Raw genomic sequence first — 23,208 nt, forward strand, 5'->3', positions numbered from 1 at the left:
TTTTTGACATCCTTAATTTTAATTTAAATCAAAGTTATAAGTAACTTGTTTTTAATGAATTAACAGATGTAACAAAAGCATGAAATAATGTAACATTTGAATGTTACCCTATTTTTAAGGCATGAAAAAGTAAAAGCTAGGGAATGCTCTTATGTAGAAATATAATAAAGAAATAGTTTCTTTTAATGTAGTTTTTGAAATTCTGAAGGAGCTATTTTATAAAAGTCTTTAAAGCATTTTGAGAAATAGGTTACTTCATTGAAGCCAACTGAATAAGCGATTTCGGATATAGTTGCTTCTGATTTTTTTAATATGTCATGTGCCATTTTTATGCGTTCATTTCTAATGAATTCAGTTGTAGATACACCGAATAATGATTTTAGTTTACGATGTAATTGCATTCTACTTAAATTGGCCTCACTTGCAAAATCTTCAGCTGTGAAATCTGGGTTTGATAAGTTTTTATCTAAAATAATTTGGAGTTTGTTTATGAATTTTTCATCATAAGAATCTACAACAATATTTGTAGGTTTTAAGACTAGTTCTTTGCTGTAACGTTCTTGTAATTTTTTGCGTTCTGCAATTTGTTGAGAAACGGTTTCTTTTAGAATTTCATTATTAAATGGTTTAGTTAAAAAGGCATCAGCAGTATTTTTTAATGCTTCTAAATGAGTTTCTTCTGAAGTTTTTGCAGTTAATAAAATTATGGGTATAAAAGAGGTTAATTCGTTTGTTTTTATAGCTTTTGTAAATTCAAAACCATCCATTTTTGGCATCATAACATCAGAAATAATACAATCAGGAATTTCCTTTTGAGATAATGTTAATGCTATTTCACCATTTTCGGCTTCTATAATAGTATAATTTTCTATGAAGATTGATTTTAGTATTTCTCTAATATCTTTATTGTCATCTACAATTAAAAGTATTGGTAATTCGGTGTTTACAGCTGTGTTTGTAGTTTCTTCTTGTTCTTTTTCATTTGGGCCATCTATTTTTATTGCATTTGAATTTTCTTTATCTAAAGGAATCCAAACAATAAAACTTAAATGCTTGTTCTCTAATTTGGTATCAAGTTTTCCTTGGTATAGTTTTATAAGTTCTTTTACTAAAGCTAAACCTATTCCTGTTCCTTGTTTTGTGTCGTTTTTTTGATAAAAACGTTCGAATAGTCTTGGTAAATCTTCTTGTTTTAAATCACTTCCAGAATTTGTAACTATAATTTTTAAAATATTATTTTCGATGACGGATTGAAAATCTATTTTTTCACCTTGAGTTGTGTATTTGAATGCATTTGATAGTAAATTAGTTATAATTTTTTCAATTACATCTTTGTCAAAAAAATGACTTTTATTAGTACTAGGTAACGAATGTGAAAATAATATTTTTGCTTCTTTTGCTTGAAACACAAAAGATTCTATTATGGAGTACAAGGCAATTTTTAAATTTTCTTTTTTTAAAATAAGCTTTAGGTTACCGGTGTCAATTTTAGAGAGTTCTAGTAATTGATTAACAAGTTCTAACATTCTATCAGAAGTTTTATCAATTAGTTTTAGTTTCTCTAATTGATTTTCATTTGAGATTTCTTTTTGTAAACTTTGAACAGGACTTTTAATTAATGTAAGAGGAGTTCTAAATTCATGTGAAATATTTGCAAAAAATCTAGATTTTAATTTGTTAAGCTCATTGATTTTTTCGGCTGTTTTTATTTTATTTCGATAACCAAAAAATAGAAATAATCCAAAGAGTAGCACAATTGTTGTAATACTTATATAGATATATTTTTGTTCTTTTTCTAGTTTATTTTCAGCTGATAGTAGTTTTATTTCTTGTTCTTTTTTTTCAGTTTCATATTTGGTTTCTAAAGAAGAAGTTAGTATTCTATTTTCTTTTCTCATTATATCTTCTCTTAAATCATAAGATAATGCATAATATTCATTTGCTTTTTTATAATTTTCTATTTTTGAATAGCATATGGCTAAACTGTAAATTAGTTTTTCGTAAGAATCAATGCCTGTTAATTTTAAAGATTCGTAGATTTCTTTTGCTTCTAAAAGATTATTAATAGCATTATTGTATTCTTTAGTTTTACGTCTTTGGAAGCTTCCATAATACATTAATGCTCTTGCCAATTCTAGTTTGTCTTCTTTACTTCTAAGATAACTAATTCTTTTTAACTGTTCTTTTTTTGCTGTCTGTATATCATTTATTTCAATAAAATGTGCTGTTGATAGGAGGTATAGTTGTGATACATTTCTGATGTCGTCTTTTTTTAGAAAGTATTTAAAAGCTAAATCAATATATTTTTTTTCGTCTTTCGATTTTCCCATTAATCCATAAATATTAGCTAGATAAGTATAGATTAAATTTATCATTTCTTCTGATTTAATTTGATTTGCAATCTTTAAGGCTTCAAGAAGTAGTTTTTCTGCTATTGCAGTATTTTTTTCTGTAAATTTTAGCCTTGAAATTTCTGCTCTTTTAATGATAGCATCAATAGTAGTTTTGTTATTAATTTTATACTTTTTCGATAGAGAATCTATTTTTAAAAAGAAAGGAAGCGAATTTGCATATTTATTGCTAAAAAAATCATCTAATCCTTTTGCATATAATATTTCAATTAATAATGTTTTTTTTGGATATATTTCTGCTATTTTATTTGCAATTTGAAAATAATTAATGGAATCTTTTTCAATAGTTTTTGAAGAAAGTCTAAATAATTGTAATGCAGATAAAACTTTTAAAGAATCATTTTTTTGTTTTTCTAATATGGCATATCCTTTTTTTGCATAAAAATATGCGCTGTCAATTTTTATATTTTTTCGGTATATCTCAGCTAGTTTATAATAAAGACTGCCTTTCTTTTCATTTGATGATTCAATTTGAATATTTTCTTTTAATGTTTCAATAGTTTCATTCTGAGAATGAACTGTTATAAAAGTAAAAGTTAAGAGTATGATAATTGATTTCTTCATAACTATTAATTTAATAGTAAAGTTAAGCAATTTTACTATTAAATTAATTCTTTTAGACTATCATATGTAACAAAGTTTGTGTTACATTTTTAGTTATCAGTTGATTATATATCCTGGTTCAGCATCTACTTTATAAGAAATTTTGAAAGTTTTTTCTTCTTTTAGATTGGAAAATTCATCTAGAAAAATAGGAACAGTTAGGCCACTTTCATTAATCAGAATTTTTTCATCTCCAAAAACGGTAATTCTTGTTACTAAAAATAAGGTTTCATATAAAGTTGTGTTTTCTGGGTCGATGGTAATTATTTTTTCAGCTAGTATTTGTGTAGAGGAATCGTTTAAATCAAGATTAAAAACCTCATTTGATTTGTTGTTTATTTCAATTAATCGGTCAAGTACTAAACAATAATCACTTTCTTTAGTTTCTGAAGTTCTATTTTTAAATGCATTATAATTCATTAAACAAACATCTAAGGCTAGCATTTCGGGAATTAAAATGGTGTTTTTACCTACTTGATTTAATAGATTAATAGTAATTGGTACTTGTTGTTCTTTGACTAAACCGCATTGTAAGGTTTCGCTAACTATAATATCTATGGGTGTTTGAGTACTAATTTTAAGTGTTGTTGCATCTTCATTTTCATAAGAAATAACATGTTTGTTTAAGCCTAGTAAACTAATTATTTGTTTCATGCTATTAAAACTTTCTTTATTAATTTCTACTAATGTTACTTTTATTTCTTGTTGAGAATAAGTAGCTAAAATGGGTAAAAGCAAGGTTGCATAAGGTCCAGTTCCTGCATAAAGAATATGTATTGGCTTATTTTGTTTTGCTTTAAGTGAGTCAATGGCTTTAAAAATGCCTTTTATAAATTTTTTTGTTCGTAAAATATCATCTATACACATAGCTGCCCAAGTAGTGCCTAATGCTTTACCGTTATTTAAATAAACATCTTTTTTGTTAGATTCTTCATTGATATTTATGGTTGATAATTCTTGGGTAATTCTTTTGAAATCATTTATAGCTTCCGTTAATTCTAAAAAATCGGTTTTATCTTTTTTAAAAGTTTGACCAATTTTTTGGAGTGTTTTTATATGATTTAACATGGTTTTATGTGAAAGTGTATGGGTTAATATGTTAAATGTAATTATTAAAAATGAGGTTTTAATAAAAAAACACAATTCCCTAAAGCTTTTGCCTATTCGCTTGATTTAATGAAGTAGTATTCTTTAAAAAAGGGAATTGTGTTATGTAGTGTAATTATAATGCAAAAATTAAATAAAAATACTACATATAATACCCGTATTTTTACCTGTTTTTAACCTTATTTAGTGAAATAGAATGATTTATTTGTAATCAAAATCGTGTTGGTTATTTTTAATATAATTAACAATAAGTGAAACGATATCTTCTTCTTGTTCGTCATTAAAAAAGATTTCATCTAAATCTTCCCAACCTGAAAAAACTTTTTCATCTAGTTTAGCAATTGCTTTTTTTCTTTTTTCGGTCTCATCATAATAGTTGTTAATTCCAAATAGACCTATTGCTTTTGCTATGATGTTAGCCGTTTTAGGAGCTCCAATTTTTTTATAGGCTTCTAAAATTTCTTTAGCATAATCACCTGCTTCTTTTTTGAAAAAGAAAGAAAAACCACCTTCATTCATTGCTCCTTCAAAAATATCGATAAGGACAAAATTTGTTTCTCCTTCTGTAAGCGTATCATCTTCTTGTTTTTTGTCCCAAATTATGGTTCCAATTGCTTCAATGATTTCGACTTCATCAGTTAATTGAAGAATTTCAGTTGTATTTTTCATTTTATTAAGGATTTATTTTCCAAATTTTATTTGAAGCTTCTAAATATTGTGATAAGGCAGCTGAACCATACCATTTATACAATTCAACTGCTAGTATTTTTTCTTTTATAGCTTTGTCATTTTCAAGCAATTCATTAGCTTCTTCAAAGGTTTTTACATCTAAAATAAATATACCTCTAAAATTATTCTCATTTTTAGACATTGGTCCTGCAACTATTAGTTTTTTTTCGGTTACTAATTTGTTTATGTTTTCCATGTGACTTTTAAAACAATCTGAAGTAAATGTTTTATCAGTTGTAGTATTAGTTCCTGTTTTTAAAACAACAAAAACATATTGTTTCATTCCATAGTCATCTGCTCCTAATTCTTCGGCAAGTTTAGCATCATAATTTGGGTTTTCATTTTGTGCGTTACTATTGCTAATAAATATAAATAGTAGTATAAATGTAAAAAGTCTTTTCATAAGTTATATTTTTTCTTGTAAGGTCTTAATTTCATCTCTTAATTTTGCAGCTTGCATGAAGTCTAGTTCTTTGGCTGCTTTTTCCATAGCTTTTCTTTTTTCGCGAATTTTCTTTTCAATTTCTGGTTTAGATAAGTATTCGCTTTCTGGTTCTGCTGCTTTGTATTCTAAATTATCATAATATTGAGTAGAAACTGAATTACCACTCAAAGCATTTCCTAAACTTTTGTTTAAGGCTTTTGGGGAAAGATTATTATCTGTATTATATTTTATTTGTTTTTCTCTTCTATAATTTGTTTCGTCAATAGTTTTTTGCATACTATTGGTAATCTTATCTGCATACATAATTGCTTTTCCATTAACATTACGTGCTGCACGACCCACAGTTTGTGTGAGCGAACGATGACTTCTTAAAAAACCTTCTTTGTCAGCATCTAAAATAGCGACAAGAGAAACTTCTGGTAAGTCTAAACCTTCTCTTAATAAGTTAACACCAATTAATACATCAAATATGCCTTTACGCAAATCTTGCATAATCTCCACACGTTCTAATGTATCAACATCACTATGTATATAACGACAGCGAATAGCAACTTTTGTTAAGTATTTGGTCAATTCTTCAGCCATTCTTTTGGTTAAAGTGGTTACCAAAACACGTTCGTCTTTTTCACAGCGCAATTGAATTTCTTCAATTAAATCATCAATTTGATTTGCGCTTGGACGAATTTCTATTATTGGGTCTAATAATCCTGTAGGACGAATTACTTGTTCCACATAAACTCCTTCAGATTTTTGTAATTCATAATCTGCTGGTGTAGCTGAAACATAAACTACTTGATTTTGAAGTGCTTCAAATTCTTCAAACTTTAAAGGTCTGTTATCCATTGCAGCAGGTAATCTAAAACCATATTCGACTAAGTTTTCTTTTCTACTTCTGTCTCCGCCATACATAGCATGAACTTGTGAAATAGTAACGTGACTTTCATCAACTACCATTAAAAAATCATCAGGGAAATAATCTAGTAAACAGAATGGTCTAGTTCCAGGAGCTCTTCCGTCTAAATAACGAGAATAATTTTCAATTCCTGAACAATATCCTAATTCCCGAATCATTTCTAAATCAAAATTGGTTCGTTCTTCTAATCGTTTTGCTTCTAAATGCTTACCAATTTCTTTAAAATAATCCACTTGTTTCACCAAGTCTTGTTGAATTTCCCAAATGGCTGCTTGTAATACATCTGGAGAAGTTACAAACATATTAGCAGGATAAATATTTAGTTTTTCGTATTTTTCAATTACTTGCGAACTTCTTGCGTCAAATGCTTCAATTTCTTCAATTTCATCTCCAAAAAAATGAATTCTAAAGGGTTCATCGGCATAACTTGGGAAAACTTCAACCGTGTCACCTTTTATTCTAAAAGTTCCAGGTGTAAATTCGGCTTCTGTTCGTGCATATAAACTTTGTACCAATTTATGTAATAATTTGGTACGAGAAATAACTTGATTTTTCTCTACTGAGACTACATTTTTTTGAAATTCAACAGGATTACCAATACCATATAAACACGAAACGGATGAAATTACAATAATGTCTCTTCGACCTGAAAGTAGAGCAGAAGTAGTACTTAATCGTAATTTTTCTAATTCTTCGTTAATGGATAAATCTTTTTCAATATAAGTTCCTGTAACTGGAATAAAAGCTTCAGGTTGATAATAATCATAATAAGAAACAAAGTATTGTACTGAATTTTCAGGAAAAAATTGTTTAAATTCAGAATACAATTGGGCAGCCAAAGTTTTGTTATGTGCTAAGACTAAAGTTGGTTTTTGTACTTCCTGAACCACATTTGCCACAGTAAATGTTTTTCCAGAACCAGTAACACCTAGTAAGGTTTGGTATTTTTCACCATTAATGATGCCTTTTGATAATTTTTCTATTGCTTGTGGCTGATCACCAGTTGGTTTGTAATCAGAAACGACTTGGAATTTCATATAATTTTGCTAAAAAACAAAGATAGTGAATTGTAGACTTTTATCTTATTTTAACAGAATTCAATTTTGAATAACTTATTTTTGAATAAGTTGCTAAAAACGAATGTATGAAAGTAAATTTTTTTATTGTAATAACTACTATGTTAATAAGTTTTCAATGTTATAATGCTCCAAAAACTGAAGCATCAAAACTTAAGTCTACAAAATTGGAATTGATTGAAACCGAAATATTAAAAGAGAAAATATTAAAATCTGAAATTTCAGAATTAGAAATAGATAGACAGGAAATAGTAGCTTTTGCTAAAAACTTTATAGATGTTCCTTATGTATATTCTTCACAAGATCCTGAAAAAGGGTTTGATTGTTCGGGATTTGTTAATTATGTTTTTAAAAATTTTAATATTACAGTGCCTAGAAGTTCAAGTGGTTTTAAAAATTTTGGCAAAAAAATTAATGTAGAAGATGTAGCTATTGGTGATGTTTTGGTATTTAATGGTTATCAAGATAGTACTTCAATAGGTCATTTAGGAATTGTTTGTGAAGCTAATGGATTCAATTCAAAATTTATACATGCTTCTTCTGGAAAGGCTATGAAAGTTACCATTAGCGATTTAAATTCATCCCATTATTCAAAAAGATTCTATCAAGCAGTTGATGTTATAAACCAATAATTAATCCCAACATTCCATTAATAATAAATCTCCTTTTTGATGTTCAATGGTTACTATTCCATCTTCTGCCACATGATTGCTACTTCCTGTTCGGTAACCAATTGTTAAAGTATCATTTTCTAAAGGATAAACAAGGTTTTTGGAATATATATTTGACACTTCACCGATAGGAATTAATGAAAGAATGCTATTTTTTGGATACCATTTTTCAAATTTATTTGGTAATAAGTAGATTTTTGAATGATCGTCTAAAACAACAATTTTTAATTGATTACGAAAACGAACGATATTTGTAATATTAGTAATAGTATGATCGGCACGTTTTCCTGTAGCCCAAATTACATTTACTGCAGGAATATTTCTTTGAATGAGATAATCAAATGCTTTTTCTAAATCGGTTTTGTCTTGGTTAGGAGTATAAACTATCTCAATAGGATATTGACTGTCTTTATAATAGTTAACATCAAAACCTCTATCGAAATCGCCTAATAAGACATCTACTTTAATTCCTAATTCTAAAACACGTTCAATAGCAGAATCTAAAACTACAACAAGTGGAGACCATTCTAGTAATTGTCCTAATAATTCTTCACTGCATGCAGCACCATTAGCAATTATTAATGCTGGTTCTTGATCGTCTCGAACAATGTGGTGTGAAGACATAATATTTTTATTTGTTTATGAAATGCGAATATAAGAAAATGATTATAGTATTTATTGTATAACATAATCTTCAGTATCTACTTCACCTAAACTGAAATAACCATAAGGGAAATTGTCTGGATTTGTTTGATTTATAATATTCCCTCTTAAGGTAGCAGGTGCAGTTGTAAACGGATTACCACCATCTGTTCCAGCAATATTAAGTAATTTGTCCATATAATTTGCGTGTCTTGAAGAGATACCTTGAAGAGATAAAGTTAACTGGTCATTTGGTTGTAAATCATCTATATATAAACCAAACATTTGATTTCCTTGAAAAAATTCATCATCCACCACACCATATTCTGGAAATGATATATTATTGTTTTTAAAACCTATTAGATAAAAATTGTCTTCGGCTCCATTATCTTGATAAAAGAATTTTACTTGAATATTTTCTTCACCACCAAATCCAGTAGTTGTAGTTTGTTCAATCGTTTCAATATTGGGTGTTGGATATAACGTATCAGTTGCATTATATATCTGTCCATTATAAATGACAGTTAGAGTATAAGTTTTATTTAATACGGGATTAAAATTGGCACAAATATAATTACCTGTACCAAGATTTTCTATAAAATCATAAGTACTTGTATCATCTGTAATAAAAACAGTAGCTCCAGAAACAGCAGGAATTTGATTGTCATAAAAACCTCCTGTAGTTGTTAAACGGATTATTTGTTCGTTCCCAGTTGTACCTTTTTCCCACTTTATGGCTGCATCAATAACTAATTTGGGTGCAGCTGTATCCAAATCAATATTTACTACATCTTCACACGCAAGCATGGTTAATAAAGTAATGATTGCAATTGAAATTTTTATTATAATTTTTACCATTTTATTAAAATTTAAAATTATAGGTTATACTTGGAACTATTCCAAAAATTGAAAGCCGAACAGCTTCATTATTTCCAGAATCAGCATTTTGTCTGAAATTAATTGAAGCGGCATTTTTTCTACTATATAGATTGTAAATACCAAAAACCCATTCTCCTTTTATTTTTTTATTTGCATTATTCCTAGGAGATAAGGTTGCCGAAATGTCTAAACGATGATATATAGGTAAGTTATTTGCATTTCTTTCTCCATAACTTGGAACAGAAATACCTTGATAAATATATTGACCGTTAGGATAAGTTACAGGCTGATCCGTTTGTAATGAAAAAATACTTCCAAAACTCCATTTGTCATTTAATTCATACATTGCAGTTACAGATAAATTATGTGTTTTATCCCAACCTGTTTTATACCAATTACCATTGTTTATACCAATTTCTTCTGATGTTCTTCCAGCTGTTTTTTGTTCGGAACGAGATAAAGTATATGAAATCCAACCGTTTAATTTTCCTTCGTTTTTACGAGCTAATATTTCTAAACCATAAGCTCTCGATTTCCCTGCTAAAACTACTTGTTCAATGGCATTGTTTGCAATTAAGTCAGCTCCATCAATATAATCCAACCTATTTTTTACATATTTATAAAAGGATTCTATTTCAAAGGAATACTTGCCATTTTTTGTGTTTTTTTGATACCCAATAGCAAATTGATCTAAGATTTGAGGTTTTAAAAAATCATCACTTGGTGCCCAAACATCTAGTGGAGTAGGTGATTGTGTATTTGAAATAAGGTGTAAATATTGTGTCATTCTATTATAACTGGCTTTCACAGATTGATTCTCATTGATGATGTAAACCATAGAAAGTCTTGGTTCTAGGTTATTAAATTTTGAAATGACTTCATTGCTACCATATTTTTTTGTGCCAATGGGAGTAGCTTTCTCGTAAATTTTTAACTCATTATCATAAGAAACAGCTTCGTTATTAGCATAAACGTTTATTTCTTGTGAACCCAAACGATAAAATAAACTATAACGTAAGCCATAATTAATGGAAAATTTACTAGATAATTTTTGTTCTGCATCTATATAAAAAGCAGGTTCAAAAGCATATTTCTTATCTAATTGATCTGGATTTATAGATGAGTCTTCATCACTTGGTTCAATTTTCCCTGGATTGAAATCATAATATACAGCATTTAAACCATAGGTTAATTTTGTTTTATCGTTTAAATAATGTTTGAAATCATATTTAAAATTATAATTTTTAATACCACTATCCCAATTAAAACCTACAAAATCCAAGGTTAAACCGTAATAATAATCACTATAAATTAAAGATAAGTTGGAAAATAATTTATCATTAAATAAATGATTCCAACGTAAATTTAAAACTGAATTTCCATAGGTGTTTTCAAAGCTTTGGTTTAAACTAAAAACATCTCTTCCAAAGTAACCAGAAAGGTATAAATTGTTATTGTCATTTAACTTGTAACTTAGTTTTGTATTTAAATCATAAAAATAGGCAGAGTTTTTATTATCTGTTAATTTCAAGAATAAATGAGCATAAGAACTTCTTCCAGCAACTAAAAAAGAACCTTTGTCTTTTACAATTGGTCCTTCTGCTAATATTCTACTAGAAATAAGACCGATTCCACCATTTGCATGAAAACTATTACTATTTCCATCTTTTTGATAAATATCTAAAACAGAAGCTACTCTTCCTCCAAAGCGTGCAGGAACACCACCTTTATAAAGTTTTAAGTCTTTAATTGCATCAGCATTAAAAACAGAGAAAAAGCCAAATAAATGAGAAGAATTATAAATTGTTGCTTCGTCTAATAAAATTAGGTTTTGGTCAGCTGCACCACCTCTAACATTAAAACCAGATTGACCTTCACCAGCATTTGTTACACCAGGTAATGTTAGAATTGATTTTAAAATATCTGTTTCACCAAGGATTACGGGTAATTTTTTAATAGTATTAACCGAAATTTTGTTTACACTCATTTCTGGTTTTTCGATGTTTGGTTTTTCGATATTTTCTGTAACAATAATTTCATCTAATTGAAAATCACTTTCTTTAAGACTAATGTTTTTTCTAATATTTTCGGTAAGATTTACTTTTTCCACTATATCTTGAAAACCAATATAAGTATAGCGAACGGTATATTCTCCTTTTGGAAGTGTAATCGAATAAAAACCATATTCATTTGTAGTAGTCCCTGTTTTTAATTCTTCAATGATTACAGTAACACCAATCAAGGTTTCGTTTGTACTTTTATCAGAAATGATTCCGCTTAATGAAATTTTTTCTTGTGCGTGAACACGATTTAAAAATGATAATACTATAAATAGTAAAACTAATTTTATAGATTTGCCCATGGTATGATTTTTGTGTTACAAATTTGACAAAATATTTTTGTACTTTTAGTATAAAATCTGTTAATGTATGGTTAATTATCATGCTTAATTTCATACTTAATTATACGTTTGTTGTAAATAAATTTTGAAATGAGAAAATTAGTATTGTTATTTGTTTTGTTTTCTGTTAGCTTGTTTTCTCAAGTTGATAAAAAAAAACAAGCCTTTAATTTACAGCTCAGTAATCCTTTTGAATCTAATACATCTACTTCCTCATCATTGCCTTCTTTACAATACAAAAGTGTTTTAGATAAAGAAGATAATTATCTGAAAAAATATTCAATTTTAAATAAAACATCACCTTCAAAGAGTATCCTTGAAGAAAATAAAGATTTTAAAAATCCAGGAGAAGAAATAAAAGACAATTTGAACAAAAAGCTTTATGATAAACCTATTGATGAGAGTTTTAAGAGTAATCAATTTTTAGGTCAATTTAGTACTAAAGCAAAATACATTAAAATTACGTGTCGCGATCATGAATATCCAGATGGTGATAGGGTGCGAATTTTAGTTAATGATGTGGTTTTTATTCCTGAGATTTTATTAGAATCGGGTTCTAAAGAATACTATTTAGATTTATCTAAAGGATTTAATAAAATTGAATTTCTAGCTTTAAATCAAGGAACTTCAGGACCTAACACGGCTGCATTTAGAGTATATGATGACAAAGGAGGTTTAATTACTAGCAACGAATGGAATTTAACTACTGGAGTTTTAGCTAAAATTGTTGTAGTTCAGGATGATAGTCCTTCTATTGAAGAAGAGGAGAAATAGTTTACAAAGTTTATAAACCAATAGTAATATTATTTAATCTTCTGACATATTAATATTTTGAATTGTCAATAGACCAAATTTATGTTCATAAAAATAATTATTATAGAATGGACAACCTTTTACCTTACAAGCTTATTTATTTAGATACCAACATTGTAAGTGATATATGCAAAACGGGGGATTTGATTAATAAATTTATTACTAGATATCCTCCAGATGAAGATTATTTACTTTCCTTTAGTACATATACTTTATATGAAATAAGCAAAAGCGACAAATTTTTTAGCCTATTTAAGAAGTTATATTCATTATTCCCTTGTGTTATTGTAATGTCATATTTTCCACTTGCATTAAAGGAAATAGAATTAATTGAAGGGAAAAATGAAGTTGTAAATCCAATTATGTTAGCACCAATTGGTATTAAGATAGAAGGAAAAAACATGAATCCTGATTCATTAGATATTTTTTTGAATAAAAGTGTTGTTAAAGAAGCTCTTTTAAATGTTGAATCTTACACGTCTGCTTATTTTGAGGAAATTTCACAATTACTTAATCATGTAGATTTTATAGGTATTAAAAATACTATAAAAAACAAAAAAGATGTTTTTGTTAAAAAATTTATTCGTTATGAAATGAGAGTGAGGTTTTTATTTCCTGATAATAGAGAACTTGATTCTACAAAACTTAAAAAAATAAAATCACTTGAAGTGCTAGCTTATTCCATCTATTATAAGTTCTTTTCAGACCAGAATCGAAAGGTATCTGTAAATGATATAGTGGATGTGTTAATTATGACAACAGTTCCATATGTACATACTTTTATTTCAGAAAGGAATTCGATTGACATATTGAAAAAAGTACAAAAACAAACTAATTTATTTAATACAGTAAATCTCTTAATATTATCTGACCTACGATAATTATGACTTTAGAATATAGGATTTGATATTTTTTATGTTTGACGAGTATTAACAATGTATAAATAATTGGTGGAGTTATTATTCTTATATAAAACGAAAGCGACCAGTTGGTCGCTTTTTAGATTTTAAATAGTTTGAATCTTAGTTCAATTTATTTAAAATAGTATTTAATGTTATACTTGGACGCATTGCTTTGTCTGTAGCTTCAAAATTTGGATGATAATAACCTCCAATGGCTTGTGGTTTTCCTTGCGCAGCAATTAATTCTTCATTAATTTTAACTTCATTAGCATTCAAATCAGCAGCAATAGGAGTGAAGGTTGCTTTTAATTCTGCATCTTTATTTTGGTTAGCCAATGCATTTGCCCAATATAAAGCCAAATAGAAATGCGAACCTCTATTATCGATACTTCCAATTTTTCTAGCAGGAGATTTATCGTTTTGCAAAAACAATTCAGTAGCTTCATCTAATGTTTCCGATAAAACTAAAGCTTTTGGATTGTTAAATACATTTCCTAAGTGCTCATAAGAAACGCCTAGCGCTAAAAATTCACCTAATGAATCCCAACGTAAATAACCTTCTTCAATGAATTGTTCAATATGTTTTGGAGCTGAACCACCTGCACCTGTTTCAAATAATCCACCACCATTCATTAATGGAACAATAGATAACATTTTTGCAGATGTTCCTACTTCTAAAATAGGAAATAAATCAGTTAAGTAATCACGTAATACATTTCCAGTTACTGAAATTGTATCTAACCCTTTTACGATTCTTTCTAAAGTGAATTTTGTGGCATCTACAGGATTCATAATACGAATATCTAATCCAGTTGTATCGTAATCTTTTAAATAAGCAGTAACTTTTTCAATAATTTGTCTGTCATGAGCTCTATTTTCATCTAACCAGAAGACAGTAGGGACACCAGTAGCTTTTGCTCTGTTTACCGCTAATTTAACCCAATCTTGAATGGGTGCATCTTTCACTTGACACATTCTAAAAATATCACCCGCTTCAACAGCTTGTTCCATTATTATATTTCCATTTGCATCTTTTACAGCAACAGTTCCGTTTGAAGTTAGTTGGAAAGTTTTGTCATGTGAACCATATTCTTCCGCTTTTTGAGCCATTAATCCTACGTTAGGTACACTTCCCATTGTTTTTGGATCTAAAGCACCATTTTCTCTACAAAAATCGATGGTTGCTTGGTAAATTCCAGCATAACATCTATCTGGTACGATTGCTTTAGTATCTTGCGATTTTCCAGCTGCATTCCACATTTGCCCCGAATTACGAATCATTGCAGGCATAGATGCATCAATAATAACATCAGAAGGTACATGTAAGTTTGTAATTCCTTTATCTGAATTAACCATTGCTAGTGCAGGACCATTTTCCATAGCTTCATTTAATGCAGCTTCAACTTCAGCTTGTTTTGCATTACCTTGTATTTTAGCATATACATCACCTAATCCATTACGAGTATCTACTCCTAATTCTTCAAAAAGCGCTGCATATTTTTGGAAAACAGTTGCAAAATATACTTCTACAAAAGCACCAAATAATAATGGATCAGAAACCTTCATCATTGTTGCTTTCAAATGTACAGAAAACAAAACTCCTTTCGCTTTTGCATCAACAATTTGCTCAGCAATAAACGATTTAAGTTTATTCATACTCATTACTGAGGTATCAATAATTTCACCAGCTAATAATGGAGAACTTGTTTTTAAAATTTTAGTTGTTCCATTTGCATCTGTAAACTCGATAGTAAAACTTCCAGCTTCTTTTACAGTTACTGATTGTTCGGTTCCGTAAAAATCACCATTATTCATATGTGAAACGTGGGATTTTGAGTCTGATGACCATGCTCCCATTGAATGGGGATGTGCTTTTGCATAGTTTTTAACAGCTTTAGGTGCTCTTCTGTCTGAATTTCCTTCACGAAGTACTGGATTTACAGCAGATCCTAATACTTTCGCATATTTTGCTTTAATAGTTTTTTCTTCTTCATTTTGAGGTTCTTCTGGAAAATTAGGAATAGCATAACCTTGTGATTGTAATTCTGCAATAGCTTCCTTTAATTGAGGAACCGAAGCAGATATATTAGGTAACTTAATAATGTTTGCTTCTGGTGTAGTTGCTAATTGACCTAACTCCGTTAAAGCGTCAGCAACTTTTTGATCTTCCTTTAAAAATTCAGGGAAATTGGCTAATATTCTTCCAGCTAAAGAAATATTTCTTGTTTCTAATGTAATATTTGCTGGTTTTGAGAAAGCTTTTACTATAGGCAAAAAGGAATGTGTTGCCAGCATAGGTGCTTCATCTGTAATTGTATAAATAATTTTGGGTTGGTTTGACATGAAATATGTATTTTAATTAATTTTAAGACTCGCAAATATAATAAATTAAGAGGTGTTTTTTATTGTTTTAAAGCGAAATCGTTTGATTTAAAGATTTGATAATTAATCAGGTTTATTTTTATAGATTCATTATTTTCAAGGAGAAACTAAGTAATTCTTGTGATTTTTTATTGAGGTAGTATTTCAATATTATAAGTATAAGTCTTTAATTCATTAGAAGAATTTAAAATAAGGTTATTAACAATACAATCTGTTAATCCTTTTCATATATTTTATACTAAAATCTTGTTTTTAAGGAAGCTATATAGTAAATATGACTGGTAAGAAGCCTATACTTTGTTGGTGTCTTATTCTTCTATCTTACACCAATTCTTAGCCATTAAACTCATTAGTTAAAATGGATGTCTTTAAAGTATTTGATTGTATATTTAAAACTGTAGCAAACACAGAATAGTTTGCCTTATGTTGTGGGAAATTAGAGAAGAAATTGAAAACATCAATATTAAAATACATGTCAAATATGTAGTTGTCTTCCAGTGTTTTACTTGTAATATCTAAAGTTTCTTCTTTATTTCTTATAGGTTCTTTGTCAGGCATAAGGTCAAAACTTAAAGACTGTTGGGTTTCACAATCTATAAAAGTAATCATAACATGCTCGATTAATTTACCTTGCGTCTGTAAAATAAGGTTTGATAATACACGGAAAGAGCCACAAATAGGTATTTCTACATGTTCAGAAAGATCAATTTTTGTTGGCATAGCAATGAGCAAACCATTATAATCGTTAGCAAATACAGGACTGCAATTACTTTTTGAGTAACTTGGTAAAAGCACGTTAAAAAATAAATTATCGTTCATTGGAATACCTTTGTGTGAGTAATCAGAAATTATGTAGCAGTAAAAATAAAGAAAAATATTTATAGAGAATTACCTAACTTACAATCTTTAATGACTAGCATTATAGGTTGTATGTAAAAATAATATTTGAAATTGATAAAATTGTATTGGCTTAAGTGATTGATTAATAGGGCTTGGTTAATGGACATTTTGTACATTTGGCGATATTTTTATTAACCATTTTATTGATATGAAAAGAACATTGCTATTAACCATTGCATGTTGTTTCACTAGTTTTTTATTTTCTCAAGTAGGTATTGGTACAACATCACCTGATGCTTCATGTGCTTTGGAAATTAAAAGTACAAATTCTGGATTATTAATTCCAAGAATAAGTTTATTATCTACTACAGATAATACAACTATAGCTAGTCCAGCAACGAGTTTATTAATTTATAACACTACTACAGTTTCAGATGTAACACCTGGATTTTATTATTGGGATACAACATGGAAGAGATTAGATAATTCTAGTTCTGTAGCAACAATTGCCACTAATACTGACTGGAATTTAACAGGAAATACATTATCAACTGGAAGTGAATATTTGGGAACGAATAATTATTATGCTTTAGCTTTTAAAGTAAATGGTTCAAATTTTGGAAGATTTCATCCTAATGGAGGAATTTCGATTGGATTTGGTTCTACTTCAAACGATAATAATTCAATTGCTATTGGAACTTCTGCAAATTCTTCAGCCTCTAATGAAGCTATTGCTATAGGTAATTCATCAACAGGAAGTGGTTTCCAATCTTTAGCTTTAGGGATTAATTCTTCAGCAACAAATAATGAAACGATTGCTATTGGGAAGTCTACATTAGTTACTGGTTTTAGATCTATAGCGTTAGGCTTAAGTGCTTCCTCATCAAATAATAATTCACTTGCATTAGGAAATTCATCCGTAGCTTCAGGACAACAATCAACTGCTTTAGGAACTGAATCAGCTGCAAGTGGTCAAAATGCTACTGCTATTGGCTATCAGGCTACAGCTACACAAGCTAATTCAATTATTTTAGGTAGTTCTGTTAATGGAAATAATAGAGTAGGAATTGGAACGAATACTCCTGACGAAAGATTACATGTTGTAGGTTCTATGAAAATAGTGGATGGTAATCAAGGTGAAGGAAAAGTATTAGTTTCAGATAATCATGGAAAAGCAAGTTGGTCAGATATAAATAATTTGAAATTGTATGGTGAAATTTATAAAAATTCAAATACAGTTTTAAATTCTGGAATCATTGCTTTAGGAACTAATGGTGTTAATAATGGAGTATCTCTTAACGGAGATAATATTCAAGTTCAAAAGACTGGTTTGTATAGAATATCTTATTCAATCTCTTTGCGAAAAAATTCAGGAGGCGTTATAAATCCAGAATTTTATTTAGGAATATATGGAGCTGAAATTCCAGGTACAAGGACTTACACATCACTATCAAATGGAGAAACTAGAACTATATCTTTGGTAAAACTTGTTAATTTAACAGCTTATCAAGCAGTTGCTATTTATTCCTCATTAGGAGATTCTAACACAAATTTATTAGCAAACGGGTGTAATTTAATTGTAGAGTTAATTAAGTAGATTGTTTTTTAAAATTGTAATTTTGGGCTTTTAAAATTATAATTCTAAAATTTGAGAACAGCTATTACAAAACATATTTCAAACCCTAAAGATTTTAAGCAACGTCTTTTACATTGGTCTAACCAATTTAGAGAGGTTGCTTTTTTAGATTCTAATGAATACCAACAAAAGTATAGCTCTTTTGATTGCATAGTAGCTGTTGAGGCATTTACTTCGGTGGTGACTGACTATCATAATGCATTTGAGGATTTGCATCAATATCAATCACATAGCAAAGATTGGTTATTTGGCTATTTGTCCTATGATTTAAAGAATGATACAGAAGCATTACAATCCAAAAATTATGATGGTTTAGATTTTCCTGATTTGTATTTTTTTCAACCCAAAAAAATATTTTTTTTGAAAGGAAACACCCTAGAAGTTTGCTATTTGAATATGTGTGATGATGAAGTAGAAGATGATTTTATTGAAATCTCAGATTTTAAAATTTCAAAAGTTGATTTTCAAATTCCGAAAATAGAGCAACGAATTTCTAAGGAAATATATCTTCAAAAAGTAACTAAAATGTTGGAATATATTCATTTTGGTTCTATTTATGAAGCTAACTTTTGTATGGAGTTTTTTGCAAAAGAAGCAAGTATTAATCCTGTTGAAATTTATGAGAAGTTAGACACTATTTCCAAAGCACCTTTTGCTACTTTTTTTAAGAATAATAATCAGTATTTACTTTCCGCTTCTCCTGAGCGTTATTTGAAGAAAGAAAATGAAAAAGTAATTTCCCAACCTATAAAAGGAACAGCAAGAAGAAGTTTTGATATTGAGCAAGATGCTTTTTTGAAAAGCGAATTAGCTAAAAGCGAAAAAGAACGCTCTGAAAATATTATGATAGTTGATTTAGTTCGAAATGATTTGTCTCACACTGCAAAAAAAGGGTCTGTTGTAGTTGAAGAATTGTGTGAAGTATATACTTTTAAGCAAGTTCATCAAATGATTTCTACTATAGTTTCTAAAGTAGAAAACACAGTTTCTCCTATTGAAATTTTAAAAACAACTTTTCCTATGGGAAGTATGACTGGTGCTCCAAAGATTTCGGCTATGAAAATTATAGAAGAGTTAGAAGAAACTAAGAGAGGTTTATATAGTGGAGCAGTAGGTTATTTTACTCCCGCAGGTGATTTTGATTTTAATGTGGTTATAAGAAGTATCTTGTATAATGCTAAAAATCAATATTTATCGTTTTCTGTTGGTAGTGCTATAACCTCTCAATCTGTTCCAGAAAATGAATATGAAGAATGCTTGTTAAAAGCCAAAGCCATGTTTGAGGTTTTGCAAAGCAATTAATTTCTTATTTTTGGCTATGCTAAAAAAAGTCCAACACCATTTAGAAAAAAACTTTCCTTATTTACAAGGCAAACGCTTGCTTCTAGCTGTTAGTGGAGGAATAGATAGTATGGTTTTGTTAGATATTTGTAAAAACTTACATCTTGAAATAGGAATTGCTCATTGTAATTTTCAGTTAAGAGGAAATGAAAGTGATGGTGATGAACTTTTTATTAAAGAAAAAGCCAACCAATTGCAGATTCCTCTCTTTATTCAAAAATTTGACACCAAAAAATTTGCTAATGATACTAAACTTTCCATACAATTAGCAGCTCGAAAATTGCGGTATGATTGGTTTAATAAATTATTAGAGATAGAAAATTATGATTTTCTTTTGACGGCACATCATCTAGACGATCAAGTAGAAACATTTCTTATTAATTTAACAAGAGGAACTGGTTTAGAGGGGTTAACAGGAATTCCAGCTCAAAATGAAACTATCATAAGACCATTGCTGGAAGTTTCTCGTGCAGAAATTGAAAATTATGCGGAGCTAAACCAAATTAAATGGAGAGAAGATGCGAGTAATGCTTCTGATAAATATCTCCGAAATAAAATTAGACATCATGTTGTTCCTGTTTTAAAAGAATTGAATGCTAGTTTTTTAACTAGTTTTCAAGATACACTAGGATATCTGAATGCAGCAAATGCTTTGGTAGAAGATGCTTCAGAGTTGGTTTATGAAAAAGCTGTTGAAATAAAAGATGACACAATACAAATTAATTGCAATACATTATTGGCTTACAAAAATTATAAAAGTTATTTGTACCAATGGCTGAAACAATATGAATTTACTGCTTGGAATGATATTTATGAATTGGTTCATGCACAATCTGGAAAACAAGTTTTTTCAAGTACACATTTGCTTTTAAAAGACAGAGATTACTTGATTTTGTCTCAGAAAACTATTTCAGTAGAAGAAAACACATTTTTTATTGATGAAAATACTAAAAGTCTTAAATTTCCCTTAAATATTACCCTTTGTCAGATAGATGACATTTTAGAACCAACCAAGAATGTTATCTTTGTGGACCAAGAAAAGTTAGTCTTTCCATTGCAAATAAGGAAGAAAAAAGAGGGTGATTACTTTTATCCTTCTGGAATGGAAGGAAAAAAGAAGTTGAGTAAGTATTTTAAAGACGAAAAGTATTCGCTTCTAGATAAAGAAAAACAATGGTTACTAATATCTAATGACGACATCATTTGGGTTGTTGGAAAAAGAGCAGACAAACGATTTTTGGCAAACATAAAAACTAAGAATATATTAAAAATAGAATTAAAATAATGAAGAAATTACTTGTTGCTATCGTATTTCTATTTTCATTTTTTGCACAATCTCAAATTATTGATGTAGTAAAATGGAAAACCAAACTAGTTCAAAAATCCAATACCGAATTTGAATTGATTATGGATGCCCAAATTGAATTTGGTTGGCATTTATATGCATTAAACACACCCGATGGTGGTTCGCAACCTTTAGTTTTTACTTTTAAGAATGCTGGGAAAGACTATAAATTAATGGGTGATACTAAGCAAGGGAAATATCAAAAAGAATATAGCGATGTTTTTGAAGTAGATGAATATTTTTTCACTAATACAGCTCAATTCAAGCAATTGATAAAAGTTACCAATCCAAATCTTAAAGAAATTAAAGTAAGCTTAGAAGGACAAACTTGTATAGATGGAAGATGTGTGCAAGAAGATGATAATTTGACTTTTAAACTTCCTGAGATTCAAGTTGAGGAGAAAACAATGCAAAAAGTAGATGAAAAAAGTACTCCAGAGACTGTTGTTATAAAAGAGAACGCTAAGATTGCAAATGCTGTTGAAATTGATTCTTTAGAAAAAATAGTTGAAACTGTTCTTACAGAAGAAAAAATAGATAGCTTAAATAAGCAAGAAAAAACTAATGTAGTTCAAACAAATAAATCAGGTAAGGATGAAAAGAAAAAAGATTTATGGACTATTTTTATCTTATCTTTCTTAGGAGGTTTAGCAGCATTATTGACACCTTGTGTGTTTCCAATGATTCCTATGACTGTTAGTTTTTTTACAAAACAAAGTAAGAATAGAGCACAAGGAATAAAAAATGCTATTGTTTATGGAATATCAATCATCATTATTTATGTAGGATTAGGTTTAATTATAACAGCCATTTTTGGTATAGATTCTTTAAATGCTTTATCAACAAATGTTTGGTTTAACTTAATATTTTTTGTTATTCTAATCGTTTTTGCTGCTTCATTTTTAGGTGCTTTTGAAATTGTTTTACCAAATTCATTATTGAATAAAATAGACAGACAAGCAGATAGAGGAGGAATAGTTGGTATCTTTTTTATGGCATTAGCCTTAGCTGTTGTTTCTTTTTCATGTACAGGTCCTATTGTAGGTTCTTTATTAGGTGAATCTGCTAGACAAGGTGGAATAGGTCCTATTGTAGGAATGTTTGGTTTTTCTTCAGCTATAGCTTTGCCTTTCATGTTGTTTGCTTTATTTCCTGGTTGGATGAATTCCTTGCCAAAATCTGGAGGATGGTTAAATACAGTAAAAGTGTCTTTAGGATTTTTAGAATTAGCATTTGCTTTTAAGTTTTTATCAAATGCTGATTTAGTGTTACAAATGCATTTGTTAGAAAGAGAAGTTTTTCTTGCAATTTGGATAGCTGTTTTTGGAGCATGGGCATTATATTTATTAGGTAAATTATCATTACCACATGATAGTCCTTCAACGCATATTTCTGTTGGTAGATTGTTCATTGGTTTATTTGTTACAACATTTACCATTTATTTAATTCCTGGATTATGGGGAGCACCTTTAAAAATTCTTAGTGGTTATACACCACCTATGATTTATAGTGAAAGCCCAGATGGAGTTGGATTTAAAAATGAAGTCATTATTGCTGATTTTTCAAAAGAAAAAGAGCATGAAAATGTTCATAAAGGACCACTTGGGTTAATGGCATTTCATGATTATGATGAAGGAATTGCTTATGCTAAAAAAGTAAATAAACCTATTCTATTAGATTTTACTGGACATGCTTGTGCTAATTGTAGGAAAATGGAAGAGAATGTTTGGTCTGATCCTGAGATTTTAAAAATACTTAAGAATGAAATTATCTTGATTTCTTTATATGGTGATGATCAGAGAGAGTTACCAAAAGAAGAAGTATATATTTCAAAAATATCGGGCAATGAAGTAACTACTATTGGAAAAAAATGGAGAGAATTTCAAATTGAACGTTATAATATTAATTCGCAACCTTATTATGTAATTTTAGATAAAGAAGGGAATGATTTAAATAAACCAGTTGGATACACACCAGATATTGAAGAATATAAAACTTGGTTGAAAGAAGGGATAGCTAAATTTAGGAAGTAATTTATACTAATTATTTCCAAAATTATTAAATGTAATTGG

General features: G+C 28.9%; 17 protein-coding genes. 7 read left to right on the plus strand and 10 right to left on the minus strand.

Features of this window, described 5'->3' with window-relative positions; genetic code table 11:
* Positions 1-182: 182 nt before the first annotated feature.
* The 5 genes from ACULEV_RS04535 to uvrB form a co-directional block, all read right to left on the minus strand.
* The gene (locus tag ACULEV_RS04535) at positions 183-2,975 is read right to left on the minus strand and encodes a response regulator (protein ID WP_445457482.1); all 2,793 of its coding nucleotides are present in this window, start codon (positions 2,973-2,975) and stop codon (positions 183-185) included.
* 96 nt (positions 2,976-3,071) lie between these two features.
* The gene (locus ACULEV_RS04540; protein WP_445457483.1) at positions 3,072-4,082 is read right to left on the minus strand and encodes a hypothetical protein; all 1,011 of its coding nucleotides are present in this window, start codon (positions 4,080-4,082) and stop codon (positions 3,072-3,074) included.
* A 240-nt stretch (positions 4,083-4,322) separates the two neighbouring features.
* Positions 4,323-4,790 carry a DMP19 family protein gene (locus tag ACULEV_RS04545; RefSeq protein WP_445457484.1) on the minus strand — a complete coding sequence of 156 codons (468 nt, stop codon included), beginning with the start codon at positions 4,788-4,790 and terminating at the stop codon, positions 4,323-4,325.
* Positions 4,791-4,794: 4 nt separating this feature from the next.
* On the minus strand, positions 4,795-5,253 hold the full coding sequence (locus tag ACULEV_RS04550; RefSeq protein WP_445457485.1) for a YciI family protein: 459 nt from the start codon (positions 5,251-5,253) through the stop codon (positions 4,795-4,797).
* Between the two features lie 3 nt (positions 5,254-5,256).
* Positions 5,257-7,245, minus strand: coding sequence for an excinuclease ABC subunit UvrB (gene uvrB / locus ACULEV_RS04555; protein WP_445457486.1), 1,989 nt, complete (start codon positions 7,243-7,245; stop codon positions 5,257-5,259).
* A gap of 107 nt (positions 7,246-7,352) precedes the next feature.
* Here uvrB and ACULEV_RS04560 point away from each other — a divergent pair, with 107 nt between their 5' ends.
* A complete protein-coding gene (locus ACULEV_RS04560) occupies positions 7,353-7,916 on the plus strand; it encodes a C40 family peptidase (protein WP_445457487.1) in 564 nt (187 codons plus the stop codon).
* Here the strand turns inward: ACULEV_RS04560 and ACULEV_RS04565 are convergent, their stop codons facing one another.
* From ACULEV_RS04565 to ACULEV_RS04575, 3 genes are read right to left on the minus strand one after another with little or no spacing between them, the layout of a single operon-like run.
* Positions 7,917-8,579, minus strand: coding sequence for a thiamine diphosphokinase (locus ACULEV_RS04565; RefSeq protein WP_445457488.1), 663 nt, complete (start codon positions 8,577-8,579; stop codon positions 7,917-7,919).
* Between the two features lie 51 nt (positions 8,580-8,630).
* On the minus strand, positions 8,631-9,455 hold the full coding sequence (locus tag ACULEV_RS04570) for a DUF4249 family protein (protein WP_445457489.1): 825 nt from the start codon (positions 9,453-9,455) through the stop codon (positions 8,631-8,633).
* A 4-nt stretch (positions 9,456-9,459) separates the two neighbouring features.
* Positions 9,460-11,838 (minus strand): TonB-dependent receptor, encoded by a 2,379-nt coding sequence (locus ACULEV_RS04575; RefSeq protein WP_445457490.1) that lies wholly within the window; start codon positions 11,836-11,838, stop codon positions 9,460-9,462.
* Between the two features lie 129 nt (positions 11,839-11,967).
* Between ACULEV_RS04575 and ACULEV_RS04580 the strand changes: the two genes are divergently transcribed.
* Together ACULEV_RS04580 and ACULEV_RS04585 are read left to right on the plus strand one after the other, a co-directional pair.
* Positions 11,968-12,651 carry a hypothetical protein gene (locus tag ACULEV_RS04580; protein WP_445457491.1) on the plus strand — a complete coding sequence of 228 codons (684 nt, stop codon included), beginning with the start codon at positions 11,968-11,970 and terminating at the stop codon, positions 12,649-12,651.
* Positions 12,652-12,758: 107 nt separating this feature from the next.
* Complete coding sequence (locus tag ACULEV_RS04585; RefSeq protein ID WP_445458570.1) at positions 12,759-13,571, plus strand: hypothetical protein; 813 nt, start codon at positions 12,759-12,761, stop codon at positions 13,569-13,571.
* Positions 13,572-13,712: 141 nt separating this feature from the next.
* Here the strand turns inward: ACULEV_RS04585 and ACULEV_RS04590 are convergent, their stop codons facing one another.
* Both ACULEV_RS04590 and ACULEV_RS04595 read right to left on the minus strand, forming a co-directional pair.
* Positions 13,713-15,935: an NADP-dependent isocitrate dehydrogenase gene (locus ACULEV_RS04590; protein ID WP_445457492.1), complete on the minus strand. Its 2,223-nt coding sequence runs from the start codon at positions 15,933-15,935 to the stop codon at positions 13,713-13,715.
* 372 nt (positions 15,936-16,307) lie between these two features.
* Positions 16,308-16,793 carry a hypothetical protein gene (locus tag ACULEV_RS04595; protein WP_445457493.1) on the minus strand — a complete coding sequence of 162 codons (486 nt, stop codon included), beginning with the start codon at positions 16,791-16,793 and terminating at the stop codon, positions 16,308-16,310.
* 229 nt (positions 16,794-17,022) lie between these two features.
* Here ACULEV_RS04595 and ACULEV_RS04600 point away from each other — a divergent pair, with 229 nt between their 5' ends.
* Genes ACULEV_RS04600 through ACULEV_RS04615 form a run of 4 tightly spaced genes read left to right on the plus strand, consistent with a single transcriptional unit; the run spans position 17,023 to position 23,169 of the window.
* Entirely contained in the window at positions 17,023-18,411 is a 1,389-nt protein-coding gene (locus ACULEV_RS04600; protein WP_445457494.1) for a hypothetical protein, read from the plus strand.
* Positions 18,412-18,462: 51 nt separating this feature from the next.
* Positions 18,463-19,752: an anthranilate synthase component I family protein gene (locus ACULEV_RS04605; protein WP_445457495.1), complete on the plus strand. Its 1,290-nt coding sequence runs from the start codon at positions 18,463-18,465 to the stop codon at positions 19,750-19,752.
* A 16-nt stretch (positions 19,753-19,768) separates the two neighbouring features.
* Positions 19,769-21,076: a tRNA lysidine(34) synthetase TilS gene (gene tilS / locus ACULEV_RS04610; protein ID WP_445457496.1), complete on the plus strand. Its 1,308-nt coding sequence runs from the start codon at positions 19,769-19,771 to the stop codon at positions 21,074-21,076.
* Complete coding sequence (locus tag ACULEV_RS04615; RefSeq protein ID WP_445457497.1) at positions 21,076-23,169, plus strand: protein-disulfide reductase DsbD family protein; 2,094 nt, start codon at positions 21,076-21,078, stop codon at positions 23,167-23,169. Before tilS ends, ACULEV_RS04615 begins: the two co-directional genes overlap by 1 nt.
* The last annotated feature ends 39 nt before the right edge of the window (positions 23,170-23,208 follow it).

This window comes from Flavobacterium sp. HNIBRBA15423, assembly GCF_052655965.1.

Excerpts from the sequence above, each read along its gene's own strand:
- ACULEV_RS04600 (WP_445457494.1), top strand. The coding sequence starts at position 17,023 with ATGAAAAGAACATTGCTATTAACCATTGCATGTTGTTTCACTAGTTTT.
- ACULEV_RS04545 (WP_445457484.1), bottom strand. The coding sequence starts at position 4,790 with ATGAAAAATACAACTGAAATTCTTCAATTAACTGATGAAGTCGAAATC.
- ACULEV_RS04540 (WP_445457483.1), bottom strand. The coding sequence starts at position 4,082 with ATGTTAAATCATATAAAAACACTCCAAAAAATTGGTCAAACTTTTAAA.
- ACULEV_RS04535 (WP_445457482.1), bottom strand. The coding sequence starts at position 2,975 with ATGAAGAAATCAATTATCATACTCTTAACTTTTACTTTTATAACAGTT.
- ACULEV_RS04565 (WP_445457488.1), bottom strand. The coding sequence starts at position 8,579 with ATGTCTTCACACCACATTGTTCGAGACGATCAAGAACCAGCATTAATA.
- ACULEV_RS04550 (WP_445457485.1), bottom strand. The coding sequence starts at position 5,253 with ATGAAAAGACTTTTTACATTTATACTACTATTTATATTTATTAGCAAT.
- tilS (WP_445457496.1), top strand. The coding sequence starts at position 19,769 with ATGCTAAAAAAAGTCCAACACCATTTAGAAAAAAACTTTCCTTATTTA.
- ACULEV_RS04595 (WP_445457493.1), bottom strand. The coding sequence starts at position 16,793 with ATGAACGATAATTTATTTTTTAACGTGCTTTTACCAAGTTACTCAAAA.
- ACULEV_RS04615 (WP_445457497.1), top strand. The coding sequence starts at position 21,076 with ATGAAGAAATTACTTGTTGCTATCGTATTTCTATTTTCATTTTTTGCA.
- ACULEV_RS04570 (WP_445457489.1), bottom strand. The coding sequence starts at position 9,455 with ATGGTAAAAATTATAATAAAAATTTCAATTGCAATCATTACTTTATTA.
- ACULEV_RS04590 (WP_445457492.1), bottom strand. The coding sequence starts at position 15,935 with ATGTCAAACCAACCCAAAATTATTTATACAATTACAGATGAAGCACCT.
- uvrB (WP_445457486.1), bottom strand. The coding sequence starts at position 7,245 with ATGAAATTCCAAGTCGTTTCTGATTACAAACCAACTGGTGATCAGCCA.
- ACULEV_RS04580 (WP_445457491.1), top strand. The coding sequence starts at position 11,968 with ATGAGAAAATTAGTATTGTTATTTGTTTTGTTTTCTGTTAGCTTGTTT.
- ACULEV_RS04575 (WP_445457490.1), bottom strand. The coding sequence starts at position 11,838 with ATGGGCAAATCTATAAAATTAGTTTTACTATTTATAGTATTATCATTT.
- ACULEV_RS04585 (WP_445458570.1), top strand. The coding sequence starts at position 12,759 with ATGGACAACCTTTTACCTTACAAGCTTATTTATTTAGATACCAACATT.
- ACULEV_RS04560 (WP_445457487.1), top strand. The coding sequence starts at position 7,353 with ATGAAAGTAAATTTTTTTATTGTAATAACTACTATGTTAATAAGTTTT.